Raw genomic sequence first — 25576 nt, 5'->3', positions numbered from 1 at the left:
GATTCGCGACGCCAGGATCCCCGTGCCACGCATGGGGCCCTCCACGCTGCCCACTGCGCTACTTCAACAGCGACAGCATCGCTGCGCCGAGATCGGCGGGTGAACGCACCGTCTTGACGCCCGCGGCTTCGAGCGCCGCGAACTTCTCGTCGGCCGTGCCCTTGCCACCGGCGATGATCGCGCCGGCATGACCCATGCGCTTGCCGGCCGGTGCCGTGACGCCGGCGATGTAGGCAACCACCGGCTTCTTGACGTTGGCCTTGATGTAGGCAGCCGCTTCTTCTTCCGAAGAGCCGCCGATTTCGCCGACCATGATGATGCCTTCGGTGGCCGGATCCTTCTCGAACAGCGAGATCACGTCGATGAAGCCCATGCCGCGCACCGGGTCGCCGCCGATGCCGACGCAGGTCGACTGGCCGAGACCGTTCTGCGTGGTCTGGTAGACGGTTTCGTAGGTCAGCGTGCCCGAGCGCGAGACCACGCCGATCTTGCCCGGCTTGTGGATGTGGCCCGGCATGATGCCGATCTTGCATTCACCCGGCGTGATCACGCCCGGGCAGTTCGGACCGACCAGCACGGCGTCCGGATACTGCGCACGCAGCGTGGCCTTGACCTTGATCATGTCGTTGACCGGGATGCCCTCGGTGATGCAGATGATCACCTTGACGCCGGCATCGGCCGCTTCGAGGATCGCGTCCGCAGCGCCCGGCGCCGGCACGTAGATCATCGTCGCTTCGGCGCCGGTTTGCCTGACGGCGTCGTGTGCGGTGTTGAACACCGGCAGGTTCAGATGCGTGTTGCCGCCCTTGCCCGGCGACACGCCGCCGACCATCTTGGTGCCATAGGCGATCGCCTGTTCGGAATGGAAGGTGCCCTGCTTGCCGGTGAAGCCCTGGCAGATGACCTTGGTGTTCTTGTTGATGAGGATGGACATGGATTACTTACCTTGCGCGAGCTTGACGACGGTCTGGGCCGCCTCGGTGAGATCGGAAACCGGCGTGATCGCGAAACCCGATTCGCGCAACAGCGCCTGACCCTTCTCCATGTTGGTGCCCTGCAGGCGTGCCACCACCGGCAGCTTCAGGCCGGTCTGCTTGACGGCGGCGATGATGCCTTCGGCGATCAGATCGCAACGCACGATGCCGCCGAAGATGTTGATGAAGATCGCCTTGACGCTCGGGCTCGAGGTGATCAGCTTGAACGCTTCGGTCACCTTCTCGGCCGTCGTGCCACCGCCGACGTCGAGGAAGTTCGCCGGCTGGCCGCCGTGCAGCTTGACAATGTCCATGGTCGCCATGGCCAGACCGGCGCCATTGACCATGCAGCCGATGTTGCCTTCCAGCGTCACGTAATTGAGGTCGTACTTGGCGGCAGCGCGTTCGACTTCGTCTTCCTGCGTCGGATCGCGCTGCGCGGCGATTTCCTTCTGACGGAACAGCGCGTTGTCGTCGAAGTTGAGCTTGCCGTCGAGCGCCATGATGTTGCCTTCGGCGGTGACGATCAGCGGATTGATCTCGACGAGGCTGGCGTCGCACTCGGTGAAGATGCGGTACAGGCCGGTCAGGGTCTTCGTGAACTGGTCGACCTGATCTTTGTTGAGGCCGAGGAAGAAGCCCAGCTCGCGCGCCTGATAGGGCTGCAGGCCGGCGGTCGGCGAGACGAACACGTGCTTGATGCGTTCCGGCGTCTCGTGGGCGACTTTCTCGATATCCATGCCGCCATCCGGCGAGGCCATGAACACGATCTTTTCCTGCGTGCGGTCGACGAGCGCCGACAGGTACAGCTCGCGCGCGATGTTCGACGGCTTCTCGACGTAGACCGAGTTCACCGGCAGACCCTTGGCATCGGTCTGGATGGTGACCAGATGCTTGCCGAGCATGCCCTTGGCCGCTTCTTCGGCCTCGTCCGGGCCGTTGACCAGCTTGACGCCGCCGGCCTTGCCGCGGGCACCCGCGTGAATCTGCGCCTTGACGACGACTTTCTCGGTGCCGAGTTGCTTGGCGGCCGCACGGGCAGCCTCGGGGCTCGATGCGAGCTGGCCCTGCGGCACGGCGATGCCGTAGCGCGCAAAGAGGTCTTTTGCTTGGTATTCGTGGAGGTTCATGGCCTTCTTTAAGCGATGGGGGCGTATTGAAGCGCGCGGCATTCTCGCCTAGTGGGCGACCGGACGCAAAAATCATTGACCGCAAGCCGCCGGTTTCCGGGCCGCACGGCCGTCCCGGCGATAGAATGCGGGGCCACTGCCTTGCGCCCCTCCATGAATTTCGCCCGTCTGCTGCTGTTCGGCGCCATCGCCTACCTGGTCTGGCGCATGCTCAATCCGCCGCTACGCCGATCCGACGACCGTCAGCGTCGCGCGGCGCCGCCCGACTACGAGCCGATGGCGCGCTGCGTGCAGTGCGGCACCCACATGCCGGTCGCCAGCCTCTCGGCCGGCGGTCGCTGCCGACGCTGCAGCTGAGTCGACGGCGGATGACCGAGCAGGCGACGAAGCCGCCGACAAACGCGCGCAGCGACGACTGGCGCATCCTCGCGATCCTCGGACCGTACCGGCTGCTGCTGGTTGCGGCGCTGCTGTTCCTGTTCCGCTTCAACCTCGCGCCGGATTACTTCCGCGAGGTGTCGGCGCACCTGTTGATGTTCTCGTGCTTCGCGTACGCCGGCCTCGCACTGACCCTGCAGTTTCTCGCGCTCAACCAGCGCTTCTCGCTGACCGCCCAGGCGCTGTTGCATTTCGCGGTCGATCTGACCGCGCTCGGCCTGCTGGTCTACACCACCGGCGGCGTTGGCGGCGGCCTTGGCATCCTGCTGGTACCGCCGCTGGTGGGCTGCAGCCTGGTGCTGACGCCGCGCCTCGGTCTGGTGTTCGCGGCGGCGGCGACGCTGACCGTGTTCGGTGAGGAGGCCGCGCGCCAATTGCATGCGCCGCAGCTGGACAGCGGCGATTTCTCGCAGGCGGGCTTGCTTGGCCTCATGTTCTTCGCGACCAGCCTGACGGCGGCCATGGTCGGTCTGCGCGCAAGGCGCAGCGAGGCGGTCGCCGCCCGGGTCGGCAGTGAATTCATCAATCTCACGCGTCTGAACGACAACATCATCGCCGCGATGCAGGCCGGTGTACTGGTCGTCGATGTCGACGGCCGCGTGCGCACCGCCAACGCCGCCGCGCTCAGGCTGACCGGCGACCAGGCCAGCGTCGACAGCCGGCTCGATACCGCGCTGCCGAGCCTGCACGCAGCCCTGCTCGACTGGCGCAATGGCGTGAGCCCCGCCAGCAATGCGGCGATCGCCGGGCCATCGGGCCGCGAGCTGCTGCCGCGCTTCACGCGGCTCGGCTGGGGCGACCAGGCGCCCACGCTGATCATGCTCGAGGACGCCGGCACGCTGCGCATGCAGGCGCAGCAGATGAAGCTGGCGGCACTCGGTCGCCTGTCCGCCAACATCGCGCACGAAATCCGCAACCCGCTGTCGGCCATCACGCAGGCCGGTCAGCTGCTCGCCGAACAGTCGGATTTCGAGCCGGGCAATCGCCGCCTGCTCGACATGATCCAGCGTCACGCCGTGCGCATCGAACACATCGTCCGCAGCGTGCTCGACATCAGCCGCCGCGAACCGGCCGCGCGCGAACCGCTGAACCTGCGCGATCATCTGCGCCGCAGCGCCGCGCTCTATCACGAGAGCTATGCCCAGCAGATTCGCCCGATCGAACTGGCCGACGTGCCGTCCGATCTGGACGTGCTGTTCGCCCCCGACCAGCTGCAGCAGGTGCTGTTCAATCTCTGGGACAACAGTTTCGAACATGGCGGTGCCGATGGCCGCACGATCACGGTACTGCTGCAGTCCGGCATCGAAGCCGACAGCGGACTGCCGTGGCTGGAACTCGGCGACAACGGCGTCGGCCTGCCGGCCGAGCTGCTCGATCGCGTGTTCGAGCCGTTCTTCACCACCCACGCCGCCGGCACCGGGCTGGGGCTTTATCTGTCGCGCGAACTCTGCGAATACAATCAGGCGCGATTGAGCTGCGTACCGAGTCAGCACGGTGCGTGTTTCCGCATCGTCTTCTCCACTCCCGTGCCGCCATGACCGCCGCCAAAGCCAGTGTCCTGATCGTCGATGATGAAGCGGACATCCGCGAACTCGTCGAGATCGCGCTTGGCCGCATGAACCTGGCAACCGCTGCCGCCGGCACGCTGGCCGAGGCGCGTGCCCTGCTCGCGCGCCAGCATTTCGACCTGTGCATCACCGACATGCGCCTGCCGGATGGCAACGGCATCGAGCTGGTCGGCGAAATCCAGAGTCGCCATCCGCAAACCCCGGTGGCCGTCATCACGGCCTACGGCAACACCGAAGCCGCGGTCGAGAGTCTCAAGGCCGGCGCGTTCGATTTCGTCTCGAAACCGGTCGATATCGAGATCCTGCGCAAGCTGGTCGACACCGCGCTGCGACTGCGCGTGGAAGTCCCGGGTGGCGGCCCGGCACTGCTCGGCGAGCACGAGAGCATCCGTCAGCTGCGCGGACTGATCGAACGCCTCGCACGCAGCCAGGCCCCGGTGCACATTGCCGGCGAATCCGGTACCGGCAAGGAGCTGGTCGCCAAGCTCATTCACCAGAAGGGCCCGCGCGCGACCGGTCCGTTCGTGCCGGTCAATTGCGGCGCGATTCCGTCCGAGCTGATGGAAAGCGAATTCTTCGGCCATCTCAAGGGCAGCTTCACCGGCGCACATCGGGACAAGACCGGCCTGTTCCAGGCTGCCGAGAACGGCACGCTGTTTCTCGACGAGGTCGCCGATCTGCCAGCGCACATGCAGGTCAAGCTGCTGCGCGCACTGCAGGAGCGAGCGGTACGACCGGTCGGCGCCGAAAGCGAGACCGTCGTCAACGTGCGCGTGATCTCGGCAACGCACAAGAACCTCGGAGATCTGGTCGCCGGCGGCCATTTCCGTCAGGACCTCTACTACCGTCTGAATGTCATCGAGGTGCACGCACCGCCGTTGCGCGCACGCGTCAGCGACATTCCGGCACTTGCCCAGTTCGTGCTCACCAAGCTGGCGCGCGATCTGGGCCTGCCGCGCCTGCCGGCGCTCGATCCGGCGGCGCTGGCCGCGCTGCAGAACTACGCCTTCCCCGGCAACGTCCGCGAACTCGAGAACATCCTCGAACGGGCCGCGACGTTGTCCGATGGCGAACACATCACGATCGCCGACCTGCAGTTGCGTCCGCATTCGGCGATGCCGTCGACGCAGAGCGCATCGGCGCTGGGCGAACAGATGGAAGAGATCGAGAAGCAGGCGATCCGCGAGGCGCTGCAGAAGACGCGCTACAACAAGACCCGCGCCGCCGAATTGCTCGGCATGTCGTTCCGCGCCTTGCGCTACCGCATCAAGAAGCTCGGCATCGACAACGAATAGCGCGGGACTGCAGTGGCGCGGCCACATCGGCGTCGGCGTTTCGCCCGGGCGGCAGCATGCGCCACACCATGGTCAGGGTCGGCAGGACAGACCGGATCGGTCTGTTACACTCCGGGCCAGATCGGCGGTCCCAACCCCGGCAATAGAGGTTGCAGTCAGGAGACGCATGCCGCTGGCACAGAGCTTGCGATACGGCAGCCTTCAGGAGAGTTCATTGTCCAATCGACACCGCTCGTTCGCGCTGCCGCGCGGCGCTCGCAGCTTTCCGCGCATGGCCTTGCGCCGGCGCCGGATCGCCCCTTCGGAAAACGCCCCGGCCGGCATCGCCTGGGCCGCGGCAGCGGCCGACGACACGGCCATGCAGGTTCTCAACAACACGCTGCGATCTGCCTGCGACGTGGTCGGCGCACGCGGCGGCTTCGTCGTGCAGCTGCGTGACGACACGGTGCTCGAAATCGCCTGCACACATGCCCTGCCGGGGCAGGACGTGCTCGATGCGGTACTCGGCAATGCTGCACGCGCGCTGCATCGAACCTTGCTCGAATCGCGCCGCGGGCTGGCCTGTGCGCAGGGCGAACTGCTGGTCGAGCCGGCACACGTGGCGGCACCCGCCGTCGTCAGCCTGCCGCTTGAACTCGGGCCGCGCCGTCAGGGCGCATTCTGTCTGCTGCGCAGCAACACCGAACGCCAGCTGCGCGAACTCGACTTCGAAATTCTCGATGCCCTCGCCGATCAGGCGGCGTTGGCGCTCGCTGCATCGTGCCAGCGCACTGCCCTGAGTCGCCTCGAAGCCAGCCTCAACGCGATCGGGCCGCTGACGTCCTGAGCGTGGACGTGTTGCGGCATCCGCCAGCGAGTCCGGACGCCCCCCCCAATCCGGGCAGCGGACCACGCATCGACGATCCGGAGGCCTTCCGTCAGGCGGTCCTGCGTCAGGTCCAGGAACTGACAGCCGACAATCAGCGCCTGCTGCAGTCGGTGGTGCGCAGCGAGAAGCGCTTCCGCACGCTGGCGAAATCGGTCTGGCATGTACAGGAAGAGGAACGTCGCCGCCTGGCGCGCGACCTTCACGACGGCATCGGCCAGACCCTGACCGCGCTCGTCAATCAACTGCAGCGCATCTACGACGACGCCCTGGGCGTCGGCAATCTCGGCCTCAAGCATCGCCTCGACGGCGCCCTCGACATCACCCGCAGCGCGCTGCACGACACGCGCGAGCTGTCGCGCCTGCTGCGGCCGACCTTGCTCGACGATCTCGGCCTCGACGCTGCACTGGCGTGGCTCGCGCGCACCCTTTCGGAGCGCACCGGTCTGGTCATCGCCTTCCATTCCGAGCTCGACGAACAGCGCCTGCATCCGGACGTCGAGACCCTGCTGTTCCGGATCACGCAGGAAGCGCTGACCAATGTCATCCGCCACAGCGCCGCGCGGACCGCGCGCGTGCAGATCAGGCACACACCGATGCTGCTCATCCTGCGCGTCGAGGACGACGGCCACGGCTTCGACACCGCCAAGGTCGCCCACGCCGAACGCAGCGCGTCGAGTTCCGGACTGCGTGGCATGCGTGACCGCGCCGAGCTGTTCGGCGGTCGCGTCGAAATCCGCTCGGCGCCCGCACAGGGTACAGTCGTGCAACTGACACTCACCCTCGACGGTCCGGATACGGACGCCCCCACATGAACCCGATCCGCCTGCTCGTCGCCGACGATCACACCATCGTCCGCCAGGGCCTCGTCTCCATGCTCGAAGAGACCGGCGAATGCCAGGTCGTCGCACAGGCTGCCGATGGCTTCGAAGCCTTTTCGCTCGCCGAGAAGACCAAACCCGATGTCGTCGTCACCGACATCTCGATGCCGCGCATGTCCGGCCTCGAAGTGGTCAAGCGCGTGCGCGCAGAACTGCCGAACACGCGCACGCTGGTGCTGACCGTGCACGAGGAGGACGAATACATCCTGCCGATCCTGCGCGCCGGCGCCAACGGTTTTCTCAACAAGGACACCTCGGTGTCCGAGCTGATGATGGCGATCAAGTCGATCCACGCCGGCAAGCCGTATTTCGGGCCGCGCGCCACCAAGGCGCTGGCCGAGCGCCAGCACCGCTCGCGCGACCACGGCGACGATCCGTACGCGAGCCTGACGGCGCGCGAGCGCGAAGCCTTCCATCTGGTGATCCAGGGCAAGACCACCAAGGAGATCGCGCAGATTCTCGACATCGGCGTGAAGACCGCCGAGAACCATCGCGCCCGCATGATGGAGAAACTCGGCCTGCGCAACACCGCCGAGGTCGTGCGCTTTGCCGCGCTGCGCGGTCTGCTGACCTGAGCGCAGGGAGCGGCATCGGCCGACACCGGGATTCGGCACGCAAGGGTTTACGCTGACCGCCAGCTGACCGTTATACTTGTCGGGTTTCATGGGCGCAGTACCTCGTGCCGGTCCGGCAGACGCCCGCGACTGTGGTCTAAGACATCCCGTAAAGAGGCCTTTTTTAATGAGCAATCAAGGCGTGGATCCCGGCCGGCGCCGGTTCCTGACGCTGACCACGACAGTGGTCGGTGGCGCAGGCATCGTGGCAGCCGCGGTGCCATTTCTCGCATCCTGGAAACCGAGCGAACGCGCCAAGGCGCTGGGCGCTCCGGTCGAAGTGGACATCAGCAACATCGAGCCCGGCCAGCGCCTTGTCGTCGCCTGGCGCGGCAAGCCGACCTGGGTGCTCAAGCGCACGCCGGAGATGCTGGCAAGCCTGCCGAAAGTCGACCCCAACCTGCTCGACCCGGAATGCAAGCAGGATCAGCAGCCCGACTACATCAAGGGCGAGGCGCGCGCGATCAAGCCGGAAATCCTGGTGCTGGTCGGCGTCTGCACCCACCTCGGCTGCTCGCCGGGCTTTCGTCCGGACCATCCGGCTCCGGACATCGACCCGAACTGGCAGGGCGGCTTCTACTGCCCCTGCCACGGCTCGAAGTTCGACCTCTCGGGCCGCGTCTACAAGGGCGTGCCGGCACCGCTGAACCTGGTCGTACCGCCCTACCACTTCGACGGCGACACCAAGGTCGTCATCGGTGAAGATCCGAAGGGAGCCGCGTAATGGGCATCACGCCGAATCCGTACAAGACGACCGGCTTCCTCGGCTGGATCGACGATCGCTTCCCGCTGACCAAGCTGTGGAAGGATCATCTCGCCGAATACTACGCACCGAAGAACTTCAACTTCTGGTACTTCTTCGGTTCGCTGGCCTTGCTGGTGCTGGTCAACCAGCTGCTGACCGGCATCTGGCTGGTGATGCACTACAAGCCCGATGCCACGCAGGCCTGGGACAGCGTCGAATACATCATGCGCGACGTCCCCTGGGGCGACACGCTGCGCTATCTGCACTCGACCGGCGCGTCGGCGTTCTTCATCGTCGTCTACCTGCACATGTATCGCGGCATCCTGTACGGCTCGCACCGCAAGCCGCGCGAACTGATCTGGCTGTTCGGCTGCCTGATCTTCCTGTGCCTGATGGCCGAAGCCTTCTGCGGTTACGTGCTGCCGTGGGGCAACATGAGCTACTGGGGCGCGAAGGTCATCATCAATCTGTTCGGCACGATTCCGTTCGTCGGCCCCGACCTCGTGGTCTGGATCCAGGGCGACTACGTGCCGTCGGACGCGACCCTCAACCGTCTGTTCTCGCTGCACGTCATCGCACTGCCGTTCGTGCTCGTCGGCCTGGTCGTCGCGCACATCATCGCGCTGCATGAAGTCGGCTCGAACAATCCGGACGGCATCGAGATCAAGAAGCACAAGGACCCGAAGACCGGCATTCCGCTCGACGGCATTCCCTTCCATCCGTATTACACGGTGAAGGACATCGTCGGCGTCAGCGTGTTCCTGATCATCTTCCTCGGCATCGTGTTCCTGGCACCGGACGGCGGCGGCTACTTCCTCGAGCAGCCGAACTTCACGCCGGCCAATCCGCTGTCGACGCCGCCGCACATCACGCCGGCCTGGTACTTCGGTTCGTTCTACGCGATGTTGCGCGCGACGCCGTCGTTCGCCGGTACGCAGATCTGGGGCGTCATCGTCATGTTCGGTGCCGTGATCCTGCTGTTCCTGATGCCGTGGCTGGACCGCTCGCCGGTCAAGTCGATCCGCTACAAGGGCCCGATCTTCAAGATCGCGCTGGCGATCTTCACGGTGTCGTTCGTGCTGCTGAACTACTACGGCATGCAGCCGCCGAGCCCGATGGGCAAGCTGATCTCGCAGGTCGGCACCATCCTGTACTACTTGTTCTTCCTGCTGATGCCGTTCTACACGAAGATGGAAAAGACCAAGCCCGTTCCGGAGCGCGTGACCCATGAAGCGCATTAAGTCCAGCATCCAGATTCTGCTGGCCGCGGCCACGCTGTTGGTCGCCGGTCAGGCATTTGCGTCCGAAGGCGTGGATCTGCCCTACCGCTTCAAGCCCGATCCCGACAATCAGGCATCGGTGCAGCGCGGCGCACGCAATTTCATGAACTACTGCTCCGCCTGCCATTCGATGCGCAACCTGCGCTACAACCGGCTCGGTCAGGATCTCGGCATTCCCGATGACATGCTGAAAGCCGATCTGATGTTCACCAGCGACAAGATCAGCGATCACATCATTTCGGCGATGCCGGGCGACGAAGCCGATGCCTGGTTCGGCAAGGCGCCGCCGGATCTGACCGTCGAGTCGCGCTACCGTGGTCCGGACTGGATCTACAACTACCTGCTGACGTTCTACGTCGACCCGAAGCGCCCGCTCGGCACCAACAACATCGTGCTGCCGAACGCATCGATGCCGGACGTGCTGTGGGAACTGCAGGGTCTGCAGGTCTTGAAGGAAAGCGCGGCCGAAGGCGAAGACAAGGAAGCCGAGCACGGCGAGCCGCAGTTCGAACTCGCCACCAAGGGCAAGCTGTCGCCCGAGGAGTACAAGCAGTTCGTCGCCGACACGACCAATTTCATGGTCTACGCCGGCGAGCCGGGCCGCGCGCATCGCCTTGCCGTCGGCAAGAAAGTGCTGCTGTTCCTGCTCGTGTTCACGGTGCTGGCGTATCTGATGAAGCGTGAATGGTGGAAGGACGTCCACTAGGGCCGTCTCGCTTTTTGCAGTTCTGCGGCGCCGTTCGGTTCTGAACGGCGCCGTTTTCATTTGGGGCCGGCCCCGGTTAGCGGTTAATCTTTGGCCGTGATGCTTTTTCGACCGGACTGAAGCCCCATGCCGTTGCCAGGCAAAAGCCGTTACGTGATGGACGCGCGCCCGGCACCGCGCGCCGGCGTCTCGCTGTTCTGTGCGCGTGGCGAACTGCCGAGCAGCTGGGTGCGCATCGTGCTGGCGGAGAAGGACGTCGATGGCGCCCGCGTCGAACAGCTGACGCCCGGCAAGCCGCATCAGGATCTGCTGGTATTGAACCCGTCCGGCGAGCTGCCGACGCTGGTCGACCGCGACACCGTGCTCTATCCGGCCACGATCGTCGCCGAGTATCTCGACGAGCGCTATCCGCATCCGGCACTGCTTCCTGCCGATCCGGCGGCGCGCGCACGCGTGCGCATGGTGCTGATGCGCTTCGACCACGAACTGTTTCCGGCGGCTGCCGTCATTCGCGACGCGCCGAAATCGCCGGATGCCAAGGCCGCGCGCAAGCAGCTGCAGGAAGCACTGGTCGGCAGCACCCGTCTGTTTCCCGCGCGCGGCTGGTGTCTGGGGCTCGACTACAACCTCGCCGACTGCGCCTGGGCCGCACTGTTCGGTGCGATGCCGGCGCTCGGCCTCAAGCTGCCGGCCGACGCCGCCCTCGGCCGCTACGCCGAACGCGTCCTGTCACGCCCCGCCGTACAATCGGCGCTTCGCTGAAAACTCCGAACACGATGTCCAGATCCCGCCGTCCCTATCTGATCCGCGCCATCCACGAATGGGCCTGCGAGAACGGTCACACGCCGCACATGCTGGTGTCGGCCGACTATCCCGGCGTGATCGTGCCGATGCAATACGTGCAGGACGGTCGCATCACGCTCAACGTCAGCCCGGTCGCGGTGCAGAGCCTCGACCTGCAAAGCGAGCCGATGTGGTTCTCGGCCCGCTTCGGCGGCAAACCGTTCGACGTGCAGATTCCCAGCGGCGCCGTGCTGGGCATCTTTGCGCGGGAGAATGGCGAGGGCGTGATCTTCGGCGAGACCGAACCGGTCGATCCGAACAAGGCCGCGGCCGCTCCGGCGTCGACACCGCCGGTCGATCCCGATCCGCCGAAACCGCCGACGAAGCCGGGCCGTTCGCACCTGCGCGTCATCAAGTAGCGCCAGGCCGGCTGTCAGTCCGGCAGGGCCTTGCCCGGATTGAGGATGCCTACGGGGTCCAGCGTCTTCTTCAGGCCGTGCATGACGGCGAGCGTATCGGCGGCGATCTCCCAGCCGACGAAATCGCGCTTCTCGATGCCGACCCCGTGTTCGCCGGACAGCGTGCCGTCGAGATCGAGCACCAGCCGGAACACCTCGCGCAGGCAGGCATGCACCGCCTGCATCTGCGCCGGATCGTCCGGATCGGCGAGCAGGTTGGTGTGCATGTTGCCGTTGCCGGCGTGGCCGAAGTTGACGATGCGGATGCCGTGCTTCGCCGACAGCGCCGCGAGTCCGGCAACCAGCTCCGGAATCCTCGTGACCGGCACCACCACGTCCTCGTTGACCTTCTTCGGTGCGATCTTGCGCAGGCTCGGCGACAGCGCCTTGCGGCAGGCCCACAGCGCCTCGGTCTCGGCTTCGCTGTTCGCGGTCTTCAGCTCGACCAGACCGGGCCCCTGCGCCGCCGCGACCACGGCGCGCAGCGCTGCATCGATCGACTCGCGGTTGCCGTCGACTTCCATCAGCAGCATGGCCCCGACACCGGCCGGCACGCCGGTCGGCTGCCAGGCCTCGGCGAGCTGCACCGCCTCGCCATCCATGAACTCCAGCGCGCTCGGCGTCTCCGGCTGGTTCATCACACGCGCCACGGCTTCAGCGGCCGATTTCACGTCGACGTAGCAGGCACGCAGCGTCTTCGTCGTCTGCGCTTTCGGCAGCAACTTCAGCGTCGCCTCGGTGATGATCGCCAGCGTGCCTTCACTGCCGACGATCAGACGCGTGAGGTCGTACCCGACGACGCCCTTGGTGGTCGTGCAGCCGGTCTTGATCGAGGTGCCGGCGCCGGTCACCGCGCGCAGGCCGAGCACGTTGTCGCGCGCCGTGCCGTACTTGACGGCGCGCGGACCACCCGCGCAGCAGCCGAGATTGCCGCCGACCGTCGAATACGCGAGGCTGGTCGGGTCCGGCGCCCAGAACAGGCCGTGCTCCGCCGCCGCCGCCTGCACCTCGCCGTTCAACGCACCGGCCTCGCACTCGAGCAGACGGTCGCCGGGCGAGATGCGCAGGATGCGGTTCATGCGCTCCAGCGACAGCACGATGCCGCCGGCGATCGGCACGGTCGCGCCGGTGGTGTTGGTGCCGCGGCCGCGGACCACCAGCGGCACGGCAAATTCGTTGCAGAGCTGCACGACGGCGACGACTTCGTCATGGCTCAGCGCGAACACCACCGCCTGCGGCACGGCGACGCGCTTGGAGTTGTCGTAGCCGTAGGCGATGCAATCGGCCGGATCGAGCAGCACGCGATCGCGCGGCAGGACCGCGTGCAGGCGCGCGACGATCGTGGACGACAGGGCAGCCGGATTCATGGCGCCGGATACAGCAACTCGTCGATCGCGTCGCACAGGCAGTGCAGGAACAGGATGTGCACTTCCTGGATGCGGGCCGTGACCTCGCTGACCGCGCGCAGCTCGATGTCCGTGGTCCGCAGCAGCTTCGCGATCGCGCCGCCGCTCTTGCCGGTCAACGCGATCACGTGCAGACCGCGGGCCTGCGCCGCCTCGATCGCCTTGATGACGTTCGTCGAATTGCCGGAGGTCGAAATCGCCAGCAGCCAGTCGCCGGAGCGACCCAGTGCGTCCACCTGCTTGGCGAACACGCGGTCGAAGCCGTAATCGTTGCCGATCGCGGTCAGCGCCGAGGTATCGACCGACAGCGCGATGCCCGGCAGCCCCGGTCGCTCGCGCTCGTAGCGGCCGGTCAGCTCTGCGGCGAAATGCTGGGCGTCGGCTGCGGAACCGCCGTTGCCGCAGGCCAGTACCTTGTAGCCATCGGCCAAGGCACTCGCGAGCGCCTGCGCGGCGCGCGCCAGCGCCGGCAGCGCCTGTGCCTGCGTCGCCTGCTTGGCGGCGATGCTGGCCGCGAACTGCGCCTGCAGTCGTTGTTCGATCATGGCCCGCTCGTGAGGGTTCGGAATCCGGATTCAGCCGTCATTGTCGCGCGCTTCACGGCGCGCACCAATCCGTGAACATGCTTCAGTTGCTGTCGAACGCATTTTCGATCCACTGCACCTGCTCGCCATCGTAGGCGACGACGTCGAAACGCAGTGCGCGCTCGGCGTGTTCCGGGTGTGCCGCGACGAACATCTGCGCTGCCAGCATGACCTTCCGGCGCTTGCGCGCATCCACCGACTCCACCGCCGTGGCGAAACGGCTGGCGCTGCGCGCGCGGACCTCGACGATCACCAGCACCGCACCGTCGCGCATCACCAGATCGAGTTCGCCGCCGCGAAAACGTGCATTGCGCGCCACCAGCTTCAGCCCGCGACGCTGAAGCAGCCGCAACGCGGCGTCCTCGGCGTCGGCACCGTTCACGGCGTCAGCGGCTGCAGTCCGTCACTGCCGATCTGCACGCAGGACAGTTTGCGGCCGATGACATTGCCCGAACGCCACAGCAGATGACCGCTGGCGCCATCGAACTCCTCGCCCGGCCGCAGACGGCCCTGCGCCAGGCCAGCCGAGAGCGTGTACGCATCGCGACCGAGTGCGAACAGGCGCGGGTTGATGATCGTCAGTCCGGCCGTGGCACCACGCTGCTGCTGCAGCTGCTCGGACTGGCCGATGATCCACGGCGCGTCGCAGAAGCGCACGCCGTTGATGTCCGGCGTCGGCGTGCCGTCATAGACCAGTGCCGTCGCGTAGATCGGCAGTCCGCCGGCGCGATTGAACAGCAGCTGCGGAATCAGCGCGCGCGCGTCCTGTTCGCGGGCGCCGATGAAGACCATGTCGAGATCGTTGCGGCGCTGCGGTTCGAATTCGCTTTTCTCGCCGAGCGCGGTGGTCAGGGCGCGATGGCGGTCCTGGCTGGCACCGACTCCCATCAAATCGGCGATCGCCTTGGTCTGGTCGAACTGGCTCTGCTGGTAGCGCTGCGCGCTGACCACCGCGCCGCCGTTGGCGCGCAGGCCTTCGTCGAACGCCGTCAACGCGCGGCCGCCCCAGTCGGCATCCGGCACGAGCGCCGCCGCGCGATGCAGGCCGGCCGCACTCGCCTGTTCGGCCGCCGATCGTGCCTCGTCGGCGGGCGCCAGACCGAACTGCAGGAAGTTGGCGGGAGTGACCGCGCCATTGTCGAGATAGTTGAGGCTGAGCACCGGCACCGGCGGCGCGAACGCCGCCAGCTGTGCGACATATTCCTTGCGCAGCGGACCGACGATGAAATTCGCGCCTTCGCGCAGGGCGGTCTGGTAGGCGACGCGCAGCGTCTCGGCCGATGAGCCGACGTCATAGACGCGAACCGCCGGATGCCCGGCATCGGCAAAATACGCACTGAAGAAGCCGTCGCGCACCGATTCGGCGGTCGACGAGAAGGTGCCGCTGAGCGGCAACAGCAGGGCGATACTGCCCTGGGTGCGCGGCACCATCATCGGCGGCGCAGCCGGATACGCGTTGCCGTACGCAGGTGGCGGATTCGGCATTGGCGCCGGCCCACCGGTCGGCACCGGCTCGGGACGTGGCGGCGGCGTCGCGCAGGCGTACAGCAGCACCGGCAACAGGAGCAGCAGGGTTTTGGGCAGCGACGGTTTCAGCACCATAATGCCAAGTATGACATGCCCGTTTTGCCTTTCCCCTTGAGCAGCCCGACCAAACTGGTGGCCGGCCATCTGTACGTGGTCGCCACGCCGATCGGCAACCTCGGCGATCTGACGCCGCGCGCACAGGACGTACTCGAAGGGGTCGCCGCGATCTGCGCCGAGGACACGCGCACGACCGCCAACCTGCTGACGCGTTTCGGCATCCACAAGGCCCTGATCGCGGTACACGAACACAACGAGGACGAGATCTGCGCCAGGCTGGTCGAGCGTCTGCGCGGCGGCGATGCGCTGGCACTGGTGTCGGACGCCGGCACGCCGCTGGTTTCCGATCCCGGTTTTGCGCTGGTGCGTGCGGCACGCGCGGCGAACGTGCCGGTCGTGACGATCCCCGGCCCGTGCGCGGCGATCGCGGCGCTGTCGATCTCGGGACTGCCGAGCGATCGCTTCGTGTTCGAAGGCTTTCTGCCGTCCCGGACCTCGGCGCGCCGCGAGCGGCTGACGGCGCTGGCGCCGGAGTCGCGCACCCTGATCCTGTACGAATCCAGTCATCGCATCGCCGACTGCGTTGCCGACATCGTCACGGTGCTCGGCGCCGAACGGCCGCTGTGTCTGGCGCGCGAACTGACCAAGCTCTACGAAGAAAGTCACAGCGCCAGCGCAGCGGAGGTGGCCGCGTGGTTGCAAGCCGATGACAACCGTCGCCGCGGCGAGTTCGTGCTGATCGTCGGCGGCGCGCCCGATGCCGTCGATCAACGCCAGGCCGAAGGTGAACGCATCCTGCGCATCCTGCTCGGCAGCCTGCCGGCATCGAGTGCCGCGCGGCTCGCCGCGGAAATCAGCGGCGCCCGCAAGAAGGAGCTTTACGCGCTGGCCGTGCAGGAAGGCGGCAGCAGCGACTGAGCACAGGCCCGTCGATCCGCAGTGCGGTCGCGCTGCGCCAATTCATTCGCGATTTCGCTGCGCGAATTCAATGCGGCAGCGAGCCGGCCAGATAGCGCTGGATCGGCAGGTTGTCGATGAACAGCGCCTCCAGCACCGCGTCGCCGTTGCGCACGCGGATCGTCACATAGGCATCGGCGGACGTCTTGCCGGCGTTCGCGGCGCGATAGGCGCGCTCTGCAGCCGGCGCCGCGCGTTCGTCCAGATAGTAGCGATCGAACGGCAAGTCCAGGCTCGCCACGCCGTCGGCGTCGACGTTGCGCAGCGTCGCCATCAGGTAATCGCCCTGTGCCGGCGGCGTCGGCGACGGGGTGCCGAACCGGGCGAAGTGATCGGGTCCGACGTGCAGCGGCACGGCGACGCGCATGTCCGCGCGCCACGGCAGCCCTGCCGGCAGGCGAACGCTGGCGTCGGCGAAACGCAGCGCGACGTAGCGGCCGCGAAACGCGTCGAGCGGATCCACAGGCGCCGTGTGCAGGTAGTAGCGCGTGCCGCTCCGCAGGATCGCTTCGCTGTGCAGCGCGACGCCCGCCGGCAGTGCCCACTGCAACAGCATTGCGAGCGCGAGCAGCAGCCAGGTCGGTTTCAGGCGTGTCATGAGCGCACCTTGCGCCGCAGCCAGAGATTGGCGGCGAGAAACGCGAGCCCGACCACGACGAAGGCGACGCCGCGCAGGACAAACGACCACTCGCTGCCGAAGAAGCGCAGCAGCACCAGCACCGCAATCAGGGTCAGGCCGCTGCTGACGGCGCGCAGCCGTTGTGCGCGCAGGCCTTCGCTGATCAGCGCGATGCCGATCGCCAGCACGTAGGCGTTGAACAGCAGTGCCAGCAGCGATGCCGGCGGCGCGCCGAAGCCCGCCTGCGTGCTCGCCGTCACCAGCATCGGCAGCGAGAGGGCGGCGAGCAGCCACCGCCGGCGCCACAGTGCATGAACGGTGCACAACAGCCCGAGCGCGAGCAGCAGGATCGCGACCAGGCCGGTTTGCCAGAGCGTGGTGGCGCCGCCCTGGCCGAACCAGGACTCGCGCCAGAAATCGGGGAAGGTTGCCGCCAGCGCGACCAGCGCCCAGCCCAGCTCGCCGTAGGCGCGCAGCGGCCGGCGGATCAGCGACGCCTCGCCGCCGATCGCACTGTCGAGCTGAATCAGCAGCAGCGCCCAGGCGCTCAGCCAGAACGCCGCGAACTGGCGCATCGCCGGCATGGTCAGGCTCAGCGCGGCAAACACCAGCGGCACCAGCCAGCCAATCAGCCAGGTACTGCGCATCGAGTGCGGAGCACGTCGCCAGACGCTCACCACATGCGGCAGCAGGGTAGCGAACGCCAGCAGCACCAGCAGCGGCTGCCGCATACGCTCGTCCTGCGCACCGACCCAGCCGAGCAGGGCCGCACCGATCAGAACGGCGAGCACGCTGGAATCGAGCGCATAGAGCAGCGGCAGACCGACCAGCGCGCAGCCCAGCAGATAGCGATCGAGGGCGCCGCCGAGCTGGAATATCTGTGACACCAGCGCCAGCGCCGCCGCGAACGCGAGCGCCGCGAACGTGGCGCTGCATTCGCGCCAGCCCCGCGAATCCGGATGACGGAACAGCGTCCATGCGCAGGCCGCCTGCCCCGCCGCCAGCGGCAACGCGACGACCAGCAGGCGCAGCGCGCGACCCCATTGGTCCCAGTTGTGCGCAACCAGCAGGATCACGCCGAGGCCGAGCAGCAGCGCGCCCAGCGTCGCCGACAAGCCGGGCGCGACCGTGTCGCTGCCCGCCTCGGCGTAGTGCGCACGCAGGCGCGCGGCACTGGCTGCGTCGAGCACGCCGGCGCGCTCCAGTTCCGGCAGCTCGGACAACAACCACGCGGCCACTTGCTTGCTCATCGACGGGAGATCATCGCGACGGATGGCGGGCAGCGTAGCAGAGCGGCATCTCGCGCTCAGCCGTGCCGCAGTGTGCCAGCCGATGTGCCGAGTATCCGTTCGAGCGCAAGGCGTGCCGGATGGATCGGCGCGAGTTCGCGCTCGACATCGCCGCGAATGCCGGCGAGCAGCTTCACCGCTTCCTCGCGACGCTTCAGGCCGAGCAGTGCCTGCGCCTCGCCGACCTCGTCGTACAGCGTGCCCGGCGACACGCTCTTTTCGCCGGCGTGATCGGTGTCGACGAGCTGTTGCAGCATGACCAGTGCCTGACCATAGCGATGCTCATGCAGCGCCAGGCGCGCGCGACCGGACAGCACCGCGATCTTCGCCATCGCGAATTCCGGCATCGTCTTGCGAAAATGGGTTTCGGCGGCATCGTAGGTCTGTGCCGCGAGCTGCGGGCGGCCGAGATCGCGATAGCAGGCCGCGAGTTCCAGCAGACGACGACCGCGCTCGAGATCGGCGATCTGGCCGTTCAGGTTGCCGGCGAGTTCCGGCTGCAGCAGCGGCAGGGCCTCGCGCGCGCGGCCCATCCTCGTCAGCACGCGCGCCAGACTGACACGCATCGTCAGCACCTGAACCGAATCCTCCCGGTCGTGGCGCCGCGCGATCTCATAGGCGCCGCGCAGATGTTCAAGCGCCGACGGATAATCGCCCCAGGTTTCCTCCAGCTCGCCGAGATTGACGAGTTCGGTCGCGTACTCGGAGTCGCCGGTGCGACCCAGCCGCCTGCTGGCATCAACGATCGCGCGCATCCATTTCAGCGACTCGGCGTCCTTGTTCTCGCCATCGAGTATGACCGCGAGATTGCCCTCGACGTCGAGCACCTGGCGACTGTCGGCGCTGTAGACCTTCAGGTAGCCGTCAAGCACCGCACGTTCGATCGGTTCGGCTTCGGCATAACGCTCGGCGTCCATCAGCACGATGGCCTGATCGGACTGCGCATCGTAGTAGCGCAGATCGTCGGCGCCGACCTGCGTCCGCACCAGGGCGCTGCGCTGCGCCGCCAGTGCGATCGCATCGTCGGTCCGCCCGGCCAGCACGTAGCTCTGTGCGAGCAGGCCGAGAACATCCGCCGATTCGAGCCGGTCCTTGCCATCGGCACCGCGCGCCAGCTTGCGCGCGCGTTCGAGCACCTCGATGCTCTCGGTTGTCTTCTGTTCGGATTGCAGGGCATCGCCCAGCGCGGCCAGACGTTCCGCGATGCGCGGGTCATGGGTGTCGTTCAGGCGCGCTTCGTAAATCGCCAGCGCCTGTCGCTGCATCCGCTCGTCGTCCGCCCACCGTGCCTCGCCGGCATACGCCCGCCCGAGTTTGCCCAGCAGTTCGGCCGTCTGCAGCGGATCAGCCTCGGGATCGCCCTTCTGCAACGCAAGCGCCTGTTCGAGATCGGCCTGACAGCGATCCGGCACCCCGAGGCTGCAATACAGTGCGCCGACGGTACCGAGCATCCGCGCCCGCAACTGCGGTCGGTCGCGGAAGCGGCTTTCGATCTGCGACTGACCGAGATCAACGAGCTTGCGCGGCTCGAGCAGCCGGCCACCACTCTTCTCGGGACTTGCGGCATCGAACAGCGAGACCACGTAGTCGGTCACCTGGTGCGAGATGTCGGCTTCGTCGCGCGCTTTGCCAAGCGCAGCCAGGCGCTGTTGCTGGCTGCCGAGCAGTTGCACGTACAGCGCCAGCACGGCGGCGATGCCGAGCACCAGCACGGCCGCCAAGGCCAGGGCCCAGCGCCGCCGCAATTCGGCACGCTCCAGGCGGCGCTGAAACTCCTCCTGTTCGGCGGCCGCGTGCTTTCGGGCCTCTCGTTCGTTGCGTCGCTCGTCGAGCCGCCGCAGGCGACGTGCAAGCTCGCCGGCATCGGCAAGGCGACGTGCCGGATCGCCGTCAACGGCGGCGGCGATGTCCTCGCGCAGGGTCTCGTCGTCGACCTGCCGTTCCCAGCCTGGTGCCAGCGGTCGGCTCCAGTCGCCGACCACGGCCTGATAGAGCATGACACCGAGCGCATAAATGTCCGATTGCAGCGTCGACGGCTGTCCGCTCAGCACTTCCGGCGCCAGATACAGCGGGGTGCCGCTGGTGTCGAAGGCGGCGACCGTCTGCGTGAAGCCGAGACGGGTGATGCCGAGCGCGTGCAGGCGCTGCGCATCGAGCATGCCACCGCTGCCGAAGTCGCCGAGCCTGATCTGCCAGTCCGGCGCCTGCCCCGAGACCAGCACGTTCGACGGCTTCAGATCCTTGTGCAGCACGCCGACGCGATGGGCCGAAGCGAGCAGTTCGGCGCACTGCGCGATCATTTTCAGGCGCTGCACTCGCGGTACTTCCAGGAGTCCGCCCTGCGCCTGCGACCACTGCAGCAGACTGCCGAGTGCTTCGTATTCGGTTTCAATGAAGAACGGCGCGCGCTCCAGATTCCAGTCGAGCACCTTCAGCAGATGCGCATGGTCGCCGAGACTGTCGTGCAGCACCCGATACAGCGTGACCTCGCGTTTGAGTCCGCGCAGCGCCGCGCCGTCGACCGCGAACTTGAACACGCGTTGCTCGCCGGTGCGGTCCTGGCAGACGCGCCAGACTTCGCCGCTGCCACCGCCGCCGATCCGCTCGACAAGCGACCAGGTCGGCCGCAACGGCGGATGATCGCCGGGCGCCAGCGCCAGGCGCGGCGGTGCTTCAGCTGCCAGCAGTTCGACCGACACCGGCGCCACGAAGCGATAGCCGAAGCCGTGTACCGTCTTGATGATCTGCTGGCCGTCGTCGCCGAGCACTGCGCGCAGACGCTTGATCGTGGTACTCAGCACGGTATCGGACAGGATGCGACCCGGCCAGCAGGCCTCGGCCAGTTCGTCCTTGGTCACGACTTCGTCGGCATGCTGCAGCAGATGCAGCAGCACCTGCAGCGGCTTGCGGTGCATGCGCAGTACCTGACCACGCAGGCTCAGTTCCAGCGTGCGCTCGTCGAGCACCAATTCCCCGAACTGCCAGCGGCGCAGGCCGCCTGACGACTCCGCAGCTTCCACGTCGGCTCCCCTCGGTCGCCGGCCGAGTATGGCAGCGCTGTCTGGCGATGACACCCCTGCAGACCGTGATGCGGTTCACGGAAATGCCGCGCAACCGGCATTTGTCGGCGATTTGTCAGTTTTTTGTCAGGACTCCGGACCGCCAGTCGCGCAGCCTGCGACACGTCGGCAGCGGCGATCCACCAGCCGTCGACCGCCACGCTGAATCGCCACGCATCAATCGGGAGAAATGCCATGTCGAAGCGAATCCGGACCACCCCTGGTGGCCCGTGTCCAGGGAGCGGCTCGAAGCGCCTGCGCGGCGGCCACTTCCCCGCGCCGTTTCCGCACGCGCTCGAAATCGGGCATGACGTCTGAAGCCGGAGCGACCACCATGTCCCAGGCACACAGGCTCTGGCAGTTGCTGATCGCGCCGCGCATCGCCTGGCAGCAGATCGCCTGCGAACCGCAGACGACACGCGAGTTGTACGCGCGTCATGTGCTGCCACTGGCCGCGATCGGGCCGGCCTGTTCCTTCATCGGCATGTCGCTGATCGGCATCGATGTACCGCGGCTCGGCCACTATCGCGTGCCGCTGCCATCCGGTCTCGCACACGCACTGGTCAGCTACGGCCTGACGCTGTTCGCCGTGTTCGTGCTCGCCAAGCTGATCGACGCGTTTTCGGCGCATTTTTCGGCGCGCCCCGACGCGATGCAGGCCATCAAGCTCTCCGCCTATGCCGCGACGCCGGCCTGGCTGGGGGGGCTGTTCCATCTGCTCCCGGCGCTGTCGCTGCTCGCCACAGCCGCCGGCCTGTACAGCCTTTACCTGCTCTATCTCGGACTGCCGCCGCTGATGCAGGCGCCGCCCGGGCAGGCCGGGCGCTATGCGGCGGCCGTGATCATCGCCGCAATCGTTCTCGCACTCGTGGTCGGCGCTGTCGCCGGCTCGCTGCTGCAGCTGCCGAGCGACGCGCTGCACGATCTCCAAGTCTGAACACGCAACGGGGAAATTTTCATGTCGAATACCAGATCTCTCACGATTCGCAGCCGCCTCGCCGCGGCATTGCTGCTCGGACTGCTGCTCGTCGCCTGCGGCGGCGGCAACGGCAGCGGCAGCGGCAGCGGCAGCGGCAATGGTGGCAGCGGTGATGGTGGTGGATCAGGGGACGGCGACGCATTGCCGGCCGTCACCGATGTCGGCGCGCCGGCAGCACCGCCGAGCACTGCCGTGATCGGGCCGGCTGGCGGCAGCCTGACGTCACGCGACGGCGTGTTGACGCTGACGATTCCATCCGGTTCGCTGACGCAGGACACGACGATCGGCATCCAGCCGATCGACAATCAGGCGCCGGGCGGCCTCGGCCTCGCCTATCGGCTCACGCCGGACGGGCAGAGCTTCGCTGCACCGATCACGCTGCGCTACACACCGCCGGACGCCCAGCCGTCCGGCAGCGCCCTGTCGCAGATCGGCGCCGCCTTCCAGACCGGCGACGGCGAATGGCAGATCCTCGACGGCGGCCAGGTCGACACGGCCGCAGGCAGCTTCGCGGTGACGACCACCCATTTCACCGACTACAGCTTCTTCGCCTATCTCGATCTGCTGGTCAGCAAGCCGGCAGCGTTCGTCAATCAGCAGGTCGATCTGCAGGTCGTGCAATACGATCCGGTGCAGGCCGACGACGGCCCGGTCGGTGCGACCTACCTGCCGGATCGCAGCCACCCGCACGACTTCAGCACGCTGACGCCGCAATGGTCGGTCGACGGCATGCCGCAGCCCGGCAGCTCGACGCCGCAAGGCAGCATCGTCACGCTCAGCGCCGGCACCGCGCATTACCTGGCCCCGGCGCACCTGCCGACATCCGGCAACCCGGTTGCGATCGGCGCCACGTTCACGCTGCCCGATGGCGGACCGGCAGTGACCCTGGTCAGGAACCTGCATCTGTTCGCGCACAAGTACCACGTCGACTTCGCGGTGCAGTTCAGCAGCGTCTGCGAGGTCATCGCCGGCTCCAATCCGCCGGCGATCCCCGAACTCGACTACGAACTCGACGACAGCACGAGTTTCGACATCAACCTCGACGACAACTTCCAGATCAGCGCCAGCAACTTCGCGGCGATGGCCCCCGACGGACCGTTCTCGGTGGTGATCCGCCAGGCCTGCACGCCGCCGGGTGGCGACGGCCTCACGCGCACGGTCACCTACCAGCAGGATCGCACGGACGCGATGGTGCTCGACAACGCCAGCGGCGGCTACTCGCCGGCGCTCGACAAGCTGCGCCTGATCGTCAAGGGCGGCGCCGTCACCGACGTTCCGGCTTTCCATCTCGTCTACAGCGCCGCCGGCCAGACGATCAGCGAAGCCGACGTGCCGCAGAGCCGTGGCCCGGTCGATTTCGAATACCTGCTGCTCGACGGCCGCGACGGCGAACGCTCGCCGGACTTTCCGCCGACAGCCGGCAATCCCTACTACGACAACGACGTCGCCGAACTGACCGTGCTTCAGGAATGAACCGGCAGCCGGTCTTCGCACACCGCAACAAGGAAAACGCCCGATGAAAGCCAACCACCTGCTGTATTGCGGCGCCGCCGTGCTGTGCGGCGCAATCCTGACGCCGGCCTTCGCCGCCGGCCGCGACTGCGCGCCACTCGGTTCGCTGCCGAGCTACGTGGCCGACAGCAGCGGCCCGGAACTGCGCGACTACCAGAGCGCCGACTTCGACGTGCAGGCCGGCGACGCCAGCCATACCGTCACCGTCGCCGGCCGCTACTGCAAGCTGGATTACACACCGAAAGACGGCACCGAGCCGCTGTCCGACCTCGAAATCCAGTCCAACTACCGCGAGCAGCTCGGCAAGCTCGGGGCCCAGGTGCTCTTCAGCGACGACCGCAATACGGAAGGCAAGATCGTCAGGAACGGTCAGGAAACCTGGTTCAAGATCTACAGTCAGGAAACCGAGATCGACATCACGGTCGTCGTCAAGCAGCCGCCAAAACAGGTGCTGACGGCGCCGTCCGGCAACGACTACCGCCTGCTCGGCCACATGCCGAACTACACCGCCGGCACGCCCGAGAAGCGCAACTTCGACAAGCTCGAGTTCGATGTGAAAAACAGCGACGAACAGGACACGGTCGAAGTTCAGGGCGCAAGGTACAGCGTCAACTACTCGCCGCGCGACGGCGTGCAAGCGAACAGCGATCTGGATATCCAGGAAAACTACCGAACGGCCCTGAAGGCGCTCGGCGCGCAGCTGCTGTTCACCGACGAGCGCAATACCGATGCGCGGCTCGAACACGACGGCCAGACGATCTGGGTCAGGATCTACAGTCAGGAAACCGAAATCGACATCGGCGTCATCGAGGAGAAGGCGTTCCAGGCGACGATCCAGACCCCGCAGGCCAGTGCCCTGAAAACCGCCCTCGACAAGGACGGACACGTCGCGCTGTACATCAACTTCGACTTCGACAAGGCCACGCTGCGCCCGGACGCCGCCCCGGTGATCGCCCAGGTCGTCGCGCTGCTGAAGGACGCGCCGACACTGAAGCTGTCGATCGAAGGTCACACCGACAACGTCGGCAGCCACGACTACAACCTGAAGCTCTCGCAGGATCGCGCCGCGTCGGTCGTCGCGGCACTGGTCAAGGCTGGCATCGCCGCCGACCGCCTGAGTTCGGCGGGTCACGGACCCGATCAGCCGATCGCCGACAACAAGACCGGCGAAGGCCGGGCCCGAAATCGTCGAGTGGAACTGGTGAAGCGGTAAGCCCGCCGGCCGAGGAGACAAATGTCATGAACTGGAACTGGTATCCCGACGTTCTGCAGAACCGCTACGCGAGGTTCGACGGCCGCGCACATCGCGAGGAATTCTGGACCTTCGCCCTTGTCAGCTTGCTCATCACCTTCGGCCTGTCGATCGTCGGCGGCATCGCGCATCTGCGCATCCTGTCCACGCTCTACAACCTCGCCGTGCTCGTACCGTCGCTCGCGCTCGGCGCACGACGGCTGCACGACACCGGCAAGAGCGGCTGGCTGCAACTGATAGGCCTGATTCCGCTGATCGGCTGGATCGTGCTGATCGTGTTCTTCGCACAGCCCGGGCAGAGCGGTCGCAACGCCTATGGCGACGATCCGAAGACCGCGACGCCGGTGCCGGCGCCCGGACCCGACGCCGCGTGACCGCCGCGCGCCAAGCCCGGCGTGCGCACCGCCGGATCGTCGCCGATCGCCGTCGGTTCACGCCCGCCGCGTACCGGCAAGGCGCACCTCCTCGTCCACGTCCGGTGCCGCAGCGCCGGACGGGCGGTCGACGGGACGGGGAACGGCAGCCCGACTACACTCATCGGACGCCGAAACATCATGGGAAGGGGGGTTCCATGGAGTCGGTTTTCCTCGTCGCCGCG

The 25576-nt window shown here is 66.9% G+C and carries 25 protein-coding genes; 16 read left to right on the top strand and 9 right to left on the bottom strand.

Features of this window, described 5'->3' with window-relative positions:
• Positions 1–58: 58 nt before the first annotated feature.
• The gene (gene sucD, locus G7Y85_RS10800) at positions 59–934 is read right to left on the bottom strand and encodes a succinate--CoA ligase subunit alpha (RefSeq protein WP_166256309.1); all 876 of its coding nucleotides are present in this window, start codon (positions 932–934) and stop codon (positions 59–61) included.
• 3 nt (positions 935–937) lie between these two features.
• On the bottom strand, positions 938–2104 hold the full coding sequence (gene sucC / locus G7Y85_RS10795; RefSeq protein WP_166256306.1) for an ADP-forming succinate--CoA ligase subunit beta: 1167 nt from the start codon (positions 2102–2104) through the stop codon (positions 938–940).
• Positions 2105–2257: 153 nt separating this feature from the next.
• Here sucC and G7Y85_RS10790 point away from each other — a divergent pair, with 153 nt between their 5' ends.
• From G7Y85_RS10790 to G7Y85_RS10740, 11 genes are all read left to right on the top strand, one after another.
• Entirely contained in the window at positions 2258–2461 is a 204-nt protein-coding gene (locus tag G7Y85_RS10790) for a hypothetical protein (RefSeq protein ID WP_166256303.1), read from the top strand.
• A gap of 11 nt (positions 2462–2472) precedes the next feature.
• Positions 2473–4080, top strand: a complete 1608-nt coding sequence (locus tag G7Y85_RS10785) for a two-component system sensor histidine kinase NtrB (RefSeq protein WP_166256300.1) — start codon at positions 2473–2475, stop codon at positions 4078–4080.
• Complete coding sequence (locus tag G7Y85_RS10780) at positions 4077–5405, top strand: sigma-54-dependent transcriptional regulator (RefSeq protein WP_166256297.1); 1329 nt, start codon at positions 4077–4079, stop codon at positions 5403–5405. Before G7Y85_RS10785 ends, G7Y85_RS10780 begins: the two co-directional genes overlap by 4 nt.
• 214 nt (positions 5406–5619) lie before the next feature.
• A complete protein-coding gene (locus G7Y85_RS10775) occupies positions 5620–6231 on the top strand; it encodes a GAF domain-containing protein (protein WP_166256293.1) in 612 nt (203 codons plus the stop codon).
• 8 nt (positions 6232–6239) lie between these two features.
• Positions 6240–7085 (top strand): sensor histidine kinase, encoded by an 846-nt coding sequence (locus tag G7Y85_RS10770; RefSeq protein WP_366514946.1) that lies wholly within the window; start codon positions 6240–6242, stop codon positions 7083–7085.
• Positions 7082–7726 (top strand): response regulator, encoded by a 645-nt coding sequence (locus tag G7Y85_RS10765; RefSeq protein ID WP_166256290.1) that lies wholly within the window; start codon positions 7082–7084, stop codon positions 7724–7726. Before G7Y85_RS10770 ends, G7Y85_RS10765 begins: the two co-directional genes overlap by 4 nt.
• Positions 7727–7892: 166 nt before the next feature.
• Complete coding sequence (gene petA / locus G7Y85_RS10760; RefSeq protein WP_166256286.1) at positions 7893–8489, top strand: ubiquinol-cytochrome c reductase iron-sulfur subunit; 597 nt, start codon at positions 7893–7895, stop codon at positions 8487–8489.
• Entirely contained in the window at positions 8489–9751 is a 1263-nt protein-coding gene (locus G7Y85_RS10755) for a cytochrome b (RefSeq protein WP_166256283.1), read from the top strand. The genes petA and G7Y85_RS10755 overlap by 1 nt, the downstream gene beginning before the upstream one ends.
• The gene (locus tag G7Y85_RS10750; RefSeq protein WP_166256280.1) at positions 9738–10496 is read left to right on the top strand and encodes a cytochrome c1; all 759 of its coding nucleotides are present in this window, start codon (positions 9738–9740) and stop codon (positions 10494–10496) included. The genes G7Y85_RS10755 and G7Y85_RS10750 overlap by 14 nt, the downstream gene beginning before the upstream one ends.
• A 126-nt stretch (positions 10497–10622) precedes the next feature.
• Entirely contained in the window at positions 10623–11258 is a 636-nt protein-coding gene (locus G7Y85_RS10745; RefSeq protein WP_166256277.1) for a glutathione S-transferase N-terminal domain-containing protein, read from the top strand.
• Between the two features lie 14 nt (positions 11259–11272).
• Complete coding sequence (locus tag G7Y85_RS10740; RefSeq protein ID WP_166256274.1) at positions 11273–11698, top strand: ClpXP protease specificity-enhancing factor; 426 nt, start codon at positions 11273–11275, stop codon at positions 11696–11698.
• A gap of 14 nt (positions 11699–11712) precedes the next feature.
• On the opposite strand, the gene G7Y85_RS10735 is transcribed toward G7Y85_RS10740, so the two are convergent.
• From G7Y85_RS10735 to G7Y85_RS10720, 4 genes are all read right to left on the bottom strand, one after another.
• Complete coding sequence (locus G7Y85_RS10735; protein WP_166256271.1) at positions 11713–13104, bottom strand: FAD-binding oxidoreductase; 1392 nt, start codon at positions 13102–13104, stop codon at positions 11713–11715.
• Positions 13101–13685: a phosphoheptose isomerase gene (locus G7Y85_RS10730; RefSeq protein ID WP_436286636.1), complete on the bottom strand. Its 585-nt coding sequence runs from the start codon at positions 13683–13685 to the stop codon at positions 13101–13103. Before G7Y85_RS10730 ends, G7Y85_RS10735 begins: the two co-directional genes overlap by 4 nt.
• 85 nt (positions 13686–13770) lie before the next feature.
• Positions 13771–14109 carry a YraN family protein gene (locus G7Y85_RS10725; protein WP_166256265.1) on the bottom strand — a complete coding sequence of 113 codons (339 nt, stop codon included), beginning with the start codon at positions 14107–14109 and terminating at the stop codon, positions 13771–13773.
• Positions 14106–15329 (bottom strand): penicillin-binding protein activator, encoded by a 1224-nt coding sequence (locus G7Y85_RS10720; protein WP_166256262.1) that lies wholly within the window; start codon positions 15327–15329, stop codon positions 14106–14108. The genes G7Y85_RS10725 and G7Y85_RS10720 overlap by 4 nt, the downstream gene beginning before the upstream one ends.
• A gap of 36 nt (positions 15330–15365) precedes the next feature.
• Here G7Y85_RS10720 and rsmI point away from each other — a divergent pair, with 36 nt between their 5' ends.
• Positions 15366–16229, top strand: coding sequence for a 16S rRNA (cytidine(1402)-2'-O)-methyltransferase (gene rsmI / locus G7Y85_RS10715; RefSeq protein ID WP_206675563.1), 864 nt, complete (start codon positions 15366–15368; stop codon positions 16227–16229).
• A gap of 67 nt (positions 16230–16296) precedes the next feature.
• On the opposite strand, the gene G7Y85_RS10710 is transcribed toward rsmI, so the two are convergent.
• Genes G7Y85_RS10710 through G7Y85_RS10700 form a run of 3 tightly spaced genes read right to left on the bottom strand, consistent with a single transcriptional unit; the run spans position 16297 to position 21196 of the window.
• Positions 16297–16866 carry a GDYXXLXY domain-containing protein gene (locus tag G7Y85_RS10710; RefSeq protein WP_166256256.1) on the bottom strand — a complete coding sequence of 190 codons (570 nt, stop codon included), beginning with the start codon at positions 16864–16866 and terminating at the stop codon, positions 16297–16299.
• Positions 16863–18137: a DUF2157 domain-containing protein gene (locus tag G7Y85_RS10705; RefSeq protein WP_166256253.1), complete on the bottom strand. Its 1275-nt coding sequence runs from the start codon at positions 18135–18137 to the stop codon at positions 16863–16865. The genes G7Y85_RS10710 and G7Y85_RS10705 overlap by 4 nt, the downstream gene beginning before the upstream one ends.
• Positions 18138–18193: 56 nt before the next feature.
• Positions 18194–21196 (bottom strand): tetratricopeptide repeat protein, encoded by a 3003-nt coding sequence (locus G7Y85_RS10700; protein ID WP_166256250.1) that lies wholly within the window; start codon positions 21194–21196, stop codon positions 18194–18196.
• A gap of 373 nt (positions 21197–21569) precedes the next feature.
• Between G7Y85_RS10700 and G7Y85_RS10695 the strand changes: the two genes are divergently transcribed.
• From G7Y85_RS10695 to G7Y85_RS10680, 4 genes are read left to right on the top strand one after another with little or no spacing between them, the layout of a single operon-like run.
• Entirely contained in the window at positions 21570–22172 is a 603-nt protein-coding gene (locus G7Y85_RS10695) for a Yip1 family protein (protein WP_166256247.1), read from the top strand.
• Between the two features lie 21 nt (positions 22173–22193).
• Positions 22194–23687: a hypothetical protein gene (locus G7Y85_RS10690; protein ID WP_166256244.1), complete on the top strand. Its 1494-nt coding sequence runs from the start codon at positions 22194–22196 to the stop codon at positions 23685–23687.
• A gap of 43 nt (positions 23688–23730) precedes the next feature.
• Positions 23731–24939, top strand: coding sequence for an OmpA family protein (locus tag G7Y85_RS10685; RefSeq protein ID WP_166256241.1), 1209 nt, complete (start codon positions 23731–23733; stop codon positions 24937–24939).
• 26 nt (positions 24940–24965) lie between these two features.
• Entirely contained in the window at positions 24966–25352 is a 387-nt protein-coding gene (locus G7Y85_RS10680; protein WP_166256238.1) for a DUF805 domain-containing protein, read from the top strand.
• The last annotated feature ends 224 nt before the right edge of the window (positions 25353–25576 follow it).

This window comes from Solimonas terrae, from assembly GCF_011067135.1.
Classification (GTDB): Bacteria; Pseudomonadota; Gammaproteobacteria; order Nevskiales; family Nevskiaceae; genus Solimonas; species Solimonas terrae.
The sequence above is the reverse complement of the archived record's forward strand: the minus strand, read 5'-3'. Positions and strand labels throughout refer to the sequence as shown.

Bases quoted from the DNA above. Each gene is read 5' to 3' on its own strand.
- G7Y85_RS10765 (WP_166256290.1), top strand. From the start codon at position 7,082: ATGAACCCGATCCGCCTGCTCGTCGCCGACGATCACACCATCGTCCGC.
- G7Y85_RS10705 (WP_166256253.1), bottom strand. From the start codon at position 18,137: ATGAGCAAGCAAGTGGCCGCGTGGTTGTTGTCCGAGCTGCCGGAACTG.
- G7Y85_RS10710 (WP_166256256.1), bottom strand. From the start codon at position 16,866: ATGACACGCCTGAAACCGACCTGGCTGCTGCTCGCGCTCGCAATGCTG.
- G7Y85_RS10735 (WP_166256271.1), bottom strand. From the start codon at position 13,104: ATGAATCCGGCTGCCCTGTCGTCCACGATCGTCGCGCGCCTGCACGCG.
- G7Y85_RS10780 (WP_166256297.1), top strand. From the start codon at position 4,077: ATGACCGCCGCCAAAGCCAGTGTCCTGATCGTCGATGATGAAGCGGAC.
- G7Y85_RS10785 (WP_166256300.1), top strand. From the start codon at position 2,473: ATGACCGAGCAGGCGACGAAGCCGCCGACAAACGCGCGCAGCGACGAC.
- G7Y85_RS10750 (WP_166256280.1), top strand. From the start codon at position 9,738: ATGAAGCGCATTAAGTCCAGCATCCAGATTCTGCTGGCCGCGGCCACG.
- G7Y85_RS10740 (WP_166256274.1), top strand. From the start codon at position 11,273: ATGTCCAGATCCCGCCGTCCCTATCTGATCCGCGCCATCCACGAATGG.
- G7Y85_RS10755 (WP_166256283.1), top strand. From the start codon at position 8,489: ATGGGCATCACGCCGAATCCGTACAAGACGACCGGCTTCCTCGGCTGG.
- sucD (WP_166256309.1), bottom strand. From the start codon at position 934: ATGTCCATCCTCATCAACAAGAACACCAAGGTCATCTGCCAGGGCTTC.
- G7Y85_RS10790 (WP_166256303.1), top strand. From the start codon at position 2,258: ATGAATTTCGCCCGTCTGCTGCTGTTCGGCGCCATCGCCTACCTGGTC.
- G7Y85_RS10745 (WP_166256277.1), top strand. From the start codon at position 10,623: ATGCCGTTGCCAGGCAAAAGCCGTTACGTGATGGACGCGCGCCCGGCA.
- G7Y85_RS10720 (WP_166256262.1), bottom strand. From the start codon at position 15,329: ATGGTGCTGAAACCGTCGCTGCCCAAAACCCTGCTGCTCCTGTTGCCG.
- sucC (WP_166256306.1), bottom strand. From the start codon at position 2,104: ATGAACCTCCACGAATACCAAGCAAAAGACCTCTTTGCGCGCTACGGC.
- G7Y85_RS10690 (WP_166256244.1), top strand. From the start codon at position 22,194: ATGTCGAATACCAGATCTCTCACGATTCGCAGCCGCCTCGCCGCGGCA.
- G7Y85_RS10685 (WP_166256241.1), top strand. From the start codon at position 23,731: ATGAAAGCCAACCACCTGCTGTATTGCGGCGCCGCCGTGCTGTGCGGC.
- G7Y85_RS10680 (WP_166256238.1), top strand. From the start codon at position 24,966: ATGAACTGGAACTGGTATCCCGACGTTCTGCAGAACCGCTACGCGAGG.
- G7Y85_RS10695 (WP_166256247.1), top strand. From the start codon at position 21,570: ATGTCCCAGGCACACAGGCTCTGGCAGTTGCTGATCGCGCCGCGCATC.
- petA (WP_166256286.1), top strand. From the start codon at position 7,893: ATGAGCAATCAAGGCGTGGATCCCGGCCGGCGCCGGTTCCTGACGCTG.